2 protein-coding genes, 1 pseudogene and 1 riboswitch are annotated in these 5,896 nt (G+C 73.9%); of the genes and pseudogenes, 2 read left to right on the top strand and 1 reads right to left on the bottom strand.

Annotation, left to right across the window (positions count from 1 at the left end; genetic code table 11):
* Positions 1-547, bottom strand: a pseudogene (locus tag GPJ59_RS32425) (cobalamin biosynthesis protein CobG); the annotation flags it as partial.
* Positions 548-701: 154 nt separating this feature from the next.
* Positions 702-808, top strand: a riboswitch (cobalamin riboswitch).
* A gap of 53 nt (positions 809-861) precedes the next feature.
* Here GPJ59_RS32425 and cobN point away from each other — a divergent pair.
* Positions 862-4,470: a cobaltochelatase subunit CobN gene (gene cobN, locus GPJ59_RS32420; protein WP_219671494.1), complete on the top strand. Its 3,609-nt coding sequence runs from the start codon at positions 862-864 to the stop codon at positions 4,468-4,470.
* A gap of 332 nt (positions 4,471-4,802) precedes the next feature.
* Positions 4,803-5,896: terpene synthase family protein (locus GPJ59_RS32415; RefSeq protein WP_445271891.1), on the top strand; the 1,094-nt coding region annotated here is incomplete at its 3' end.

Raw genomic sequence — 5,896 nt, 5'->3', positions numbered from 1 at the left:
GGAGCAGGGCGCGCGCCGCGGGCCGGCGGGACAGGGTGATGTCCGGGTCGAGCGCGGCCACGTCGCCGCGGCCGTCGTCGAGCGCGAACAGGAAGCGGCCCGACAGGGCGGCGGCGCGGGCGCTCGCGCACAACAGCCGGTCCAGCTCCGCCACCCAGGGCAGTACCTCGCCGTGGCCCGACCCGTCGAGTCCGGCCAGCGGGGTCGCCACGATGTTGCGCACGCGCTCGTGCGAGGGCGCGGGCAGCAGCCCGGCGCCGTCCAGCAGCTGCGCGAGGGCGGCCCCGCAGCCGTCGGCGAGGCCGCGCAGCTGCACGTTGCCGCGCGAGGTGAGTTCGAGGTGGCCGTCCCCGAGCCGGTCGGCGGCCTCGGCCAGCGCCAGGGCGCCCGCGGTGTCGAGCAGGCCGCCCGGCAGTCGTACGCGCGCCAGGTACCCGTCGTCCGCGGGGTGCAGGCGCAGTGCGCCGGGGCAGGCGTCACCGCGGTCCCGTATGACGGGTTCGTCCCGGGACGCGGCGGAGGGGGCGGTCGGCATGGCGGCGAGCATACCCACGATTCTGCGGCTCCGGCCTGTGGCCGTCACCACCCCCGCGCCACCCGGCACACCCGGCTCGGCCTGGGAGAACCCCACCGCCGGGCCCACCTGACGCGCCCCCACGTGGCCGCATAGGATGCCCCTCGGCGGACCGACTGGTCCGTCGTCGCCGAGGACGGCGACATGGGAGGAAGCCCGGTGAGACTCCGGCGCGGTCCCGCCACTGTGAGCCCGGGGCAGCTGGAAGCCAGCTGCCGGGTGAGTCAGGAACTCCCGCCGTCCGCACTGCCCGGGGCGCGGAAACCCCGAGGAAGGCCTGCCGTCGCATGATCCTGCTGCTGTCGACGTCCGACACCGATCTGCTCAGCGCCCGTGCCGCCGACGGCCCGGTCGCGTACCGGTTCGCCAACCCCTCCCGACTGCCCCTCGACGACCTGCCCGGGCTGCTCGACGGCGTCGACCTGGTCGTCGTACGCCTGCTCGGCGGCCTGCGCGCCTGGCAGGACGGCCTGGACGTGCTGCTGGCCGCCGAACAGAGCCGGCCGGTGGTGGTCCTGACCGGTGAACAGGCCCCGGACGCGCAGCTGATGGAGGCCTCCACGGTCCCGATCGGCATCGCGGCCGAGGCGCACGCCTACCTCGCGCACGGCGGCCCGGCCAACCTCGGCCAGCTCGCCCGCTTCCTGTCCGACACGGTGCTGCTGACCGGCCACGGCTTCGAGCCGCCCGCCGCCGCGCCGACCTGGGGCCACCTGGAGCGCGGCCCGGTCACCACCGCGGGCCCGCGGATCGCGCTGCTCTACTACCGCGCGCACCAGATGAGCGGCAACACCGCCTTCGTGCACGCCCTGGCGGACGCCGTCGAGGCGGCGGGCGGCGTCCCGGTCCCGCTGTACGTGTCCTCGCTGCGCTCCCCCGAGCCGGAGCTGCTGGCCGAGCTGGCCGGGGTCGACGCCGTCGTCACCACCGTGCTCGCGGCCGGCGGCACCCGGCCCGCCGACGCCTCGGCGGGCGGGGACGACGAGTCCTGGGACGCGGGCGCCCTCGCCGCGCTCGACGTGCCGATCCTCCAGGCGCTGTGCCTGACCGGTTCGCGCAGCAACTGGGAGGAGAGCGACGAGGGCCTCTCGCCGCTGGACTCCGCCAGCCAGGTCGCCGTGCCGGAGTTCGACGGCCGGCTGATCACCGTGCCGTTCTCGTTCAAGGAGATCGACGCGGACGGGCTCCCCGCGTACGTCGCCGACCCCGAGCGGGCGGCCCGGGTCGCCGGGATCGCCGTACGGCACGCCCGGCTGCGGCACACCCCGAACGCGCGGAAGAAGATCGCGCTCGTGCTGTCCGCGTACCCCACCAAGCACTCCCGTATCGGCAACGCGGTGGGCCTGGACACCCCGGCCTCGGCGGTCGCGCTGCTGCGCCGGCTGCTCGCCGAGGGCTACGACTTCGGTCCGCGCGAGGAGATCCCGGGCCTGGTCTCGGGTGACGGCGACGAGCTGATCCGGGCCCTGATCGAGGCCGGCGGCCACGACCAGGACTGGCTGACCGAGGAGCAGCTGGCCCGGAACCCGGTGCGGATCCCGGCGGCCGACTACCGGCGCTGGTACGGGCAGCTGCCCGCCGAGCTGCGCGAGCAGGTGGAGGAGCACTGGGGGCCGGCGCCCGGCGAGATGTTCCTGGACCGCACGCACAACCCGGAGGGCGACATCGTCCTGGCGGCGCTGCGCCGCGGCAACCTGCTGATCCTCATCCAGCCGCCGCGCGGCTTCGGCGAGAACCCGATCGCGATCTACCACGACCCGGACCTGCCGCCCTCGCACCACTACCTGGCCGCCTACCGCTGGATCCAGGCCGCCGCCGAGGACGGCGGCTTCGGCGCCGACGCGATGATCCACCTGGGCAAGCACGGCAACCTGGAGTGGCTGCCGGGCAAGAACGCGGGCCTGTCCGCGGCCTGCGCGCCCGATGCCGCGCTCGGCGACCTGCCGCTGGTCTACCCGTTCCTGGTCAACGACCCGGGCGAGGGCACCCAGGCCAAGCGCCGGGTGCACGCCACCCTGGTCGACCACCTGGTGCCGCCGATGGCCCGCGCCGACTCCTACGGCGACATCGCGCGCCTGGAGCAGCACCTGGACGAGTACGCGCAGATCTCCTCGATGGACCCGGCCAAGCTGCCGGCGATCCGGGCGCAGATCTGGACCCTGATCCAGGCCGCCAAGCTGGACCACGACCTGGGGCTGGCGGAACGGCCGGACGACGACGGGTTCGACGACTTCCTGCTGCACGTCGACGGCTGGCTGTGCGAGGTCAAGGACGCCCAGATCCGCGACGGCCTGCACGTGCTGGGCGGGGCTCCGGCCGGCGCCGAGCGGGTCAATCTGGTCCTGGCCATCCTGCGCGCCCGTCAGATCTGGGGCGGTTCGACGGCCCTGCCGGGGCTGCGCGAGGCGCTGGGCCTGGACGAGTCCAAGGCCACCCGCGTCTCGGCCGACGAGGCGGAGGACCAGGCCCGGGCGCTCGTCGAGGCGATGGAGTCCGCCGGCTGGGACCCGGCGGCGGTCGCGTCCGTGGCGGCCGGCCACCCGGAGGCCGTGGCGGACATCCTGGCCTTCGCGGCCACCGAGGTGGTCCCGCGGCTGGCGGCGACCACGGACGAGCTGGCGCACGCCGTGCACGCGCTGAACGGCGGCTTCGTGCCGGCCGGCCCGTCGGGCTCGCCGCTGCGCGGCCTGGTCAACGTGCTGCCGACGGGCCGCAACTTCTACTCCGTCGACCCCAAGGCCGTACCGTCCCGGCTGGCGTGGGAGACCGGCCAGGCCCTGGCCGACTCGCTGCTGACGCGCTACCGCACGGACAACGGCGAATGGCCCGCGTCGGTGGGCCTGTCCCTGTGGGGTACGAGCGCCATGCGCACGGCGGGCGACGACGTGGCCGAGGCGCTGGCCCTGCTGGGCGTGCGCCCGGTCTGGGACGAGGCCTCGCGCCGGGTGACCGGCCTCGAGCCGGTCCCGCTGGATGAGCTCGGCCGTCCGCGCATCGACGTCACCCTGCGCATCTCGGGCTTCTTCCGCGACGCCTTCCCGCACGTCATCGGCCTGTTGGACGACGCGGTGCGGCTGGCGGCCTCGCTGGAGGAGCCCGCGGAGCAGAACTTCGTACGCGCCCACGCCCAGGCGGACCTGGCCGCCCACGGTGACGAGCGCCGGGCGACCACCCGTATCTTCGGCTCCCGGCCGGGGACGTACGGCGCGGGTCTGCTCCAGCTGATCGACAGCCGCGACTGGCGTACGGACGCCGACCTCGCCGAGGTGTACACGGTGTGGGGCGGCTACGCGTACGGCCGCGGTCTCGACGGGCGGCCGGCGCGCGACGAGATGGAGTCGGCGTACAAGCGGATCACGGTGGCGGCGAAGAACACCGACACGCGTGAGCACGACATCGCCGATTCCGACGACTACTTCCAGTACCACGGCGGCATGGTCGCCACCGTGCGCGCGCTGCGGGGCACGGCCCCCGAGGCGTACATCGGCGACTCGACGCGGCCGGAGACGGTCCGTACCCGCACGCTGGTCGAGGAGACCTCGCGGGTCTTCCGGGCCCGGGTCGTCAACCCGAAGTGGATCGAGGCGATGCGCCGCCACGGCTACAAGGGCGCCTTCGAGCTGGCGGCCACCGTGGACTACCTCTTCGGGTACGACGCCACGACCGGCGTGATCGCCGACTGGATGTACGACAAGCTGACGCAGACCTACGTCCTGGACCCGGAGAACCAGGCCTTCCTGAAGGAGGCCAACCCCTGGGCCCTGCACGGCATCGCCGAGCGCCTGCTGGAGGCCGAGTCCCGCGGCCTGTGGGAGAAGCCGGACCCGCAGGTCCTGGACGCCCTGCGCCAGGTCTACCTGGACACCGAGGGCGATCTCGAAGGCGAAGCGGAGTAACTGCGCGGAGAGGGACTGCCTGCCGACGGCGCCCGCCCACCCGGACCGCGGGGCGGGCGCCGTCGGCTTTCCTTTTCCTGCCTGCCTCGGGAATGAATCTATACCAATCGGACAATCATCCCGTATGATGACACGCCCGTGTCGCACCGTCGGCCGCCCGTGCTCGGTCGCCCGTTGTCGGCCGCCCGTGGTCGGATGTCGGGCGTGCGGTCACCTGAATAAGTGAATTTCCCCATGTCCGGGCGGCCCGGCGGGTAGTGCCCTGCTGTTCTCGTGCGGGGGCCGGCGCGGACCGGTGCCCCCGCACCCGTACGAGAGGGGCCGAGGCCGCCGTGACCCAGCCGTTCCGCCTGCCGGACTTCTACCTGCCGTACCCGGCCCGGCTCAACCCCCATCTGGAGGCCGCCCGGACGCAGAGCCGGCAGTGGGCGCGCGACTTCGGGATGCTGGAAGGTTCCGGCATCTGGGAGCAGAGCGACCTCGACGCCCACGACTACGCGCTGCTGTGTGCCTACACCCACCCCGACTGCGACGCCGACGCCCTGGCCCTGGTCACCGACTGGTACGTGTGGGTGTTCTTCTTCGACGACCACTTCCTGGAGGTCTTCAAGCGCACCCAGGACCTCGACGGGGCCAAGGCCTACCTCGACCGGCTGGCCGCCTTCATGCCGATGGACCTCGCCGGAGGGTTTCCCGAGCCCGCCAATCCGGTCGAGGCGGGGCTGAAGGACCTGTGGCTGCGGACCGTGCCCGCGATGTCCGCCGGCTGGCGGGAACGATTCGCCGAGAGCACCCGCAATCTGCTCGACGAGTCGATGTGGGAGCTGCACAACATCGACATCGGCCGGGTGGCCAACCCGCTGGAGTACGTCGAGATGCGCCGCAAGGTGGGCGGGGCGCCGTGGTCGGCCGGGCTGGTCGAGTACGTCGCGGCCGAGGTGCCCGACCGCGTCGCCCACGCGCGCCCGCTGGCGGTGCTGCGCGACGCCTTCGCCGACGCGGTCCACATCCGCAACGACCTGTTCTCCTACCAGCGCGAGGTCGAGGACGAGGGCGAGCTGTCGAACGCCGTGCTGGTCCTGGAGACCTTCCTGGGCTGCACCACCCAGGAGGCCGCGGACCTCGCGGGCGACCTGCTGACCTCCCGGCTGCACCAGTTCGAGCACACCGCGCTCACCGAGGTCCCGGCGCTCGCGGCCGAGCACGCGCTGACCCCGGCCGAGCTGGCGGCGGTCCTCGCGTACGCCAAGGGACTCCAGGACTGGCAGGCCGGCGGCCACGAATGGCACACGGTCTCCAGCCGCTACATGAACGAGGGGGCCGCCCGGGCCGCCACGCTGCCCGTGCCACCCGTGCTGCCCGCGCCGCCCGCGCTGCCCTTCCTGGCCGGCGGGCCCGGCGGGCCCGGCAGGCTCGGCCTTGGCCG

This window comes from Streptomyces bambusae, from assembly GCF_019400985.1.
GTDB lineage: Bacteria > Actinomycetota > Actinomycetes > Streptomycetales > Streptomycetaceae > Streptomyces > Streptomyces bambusae_A.
This window is presented reverse-complemented; position numbering and strand designations above follow the sequence as displayed.

Excerpts from the sequence above, each read along its gene's own strand:
- cobN (WP_219671494.1), top strand. The coding sequence starts at position 862 with ATGATCCTGCTGCTGTCGACGTCCGACACCGATCTGCTCAGCGCCCGT.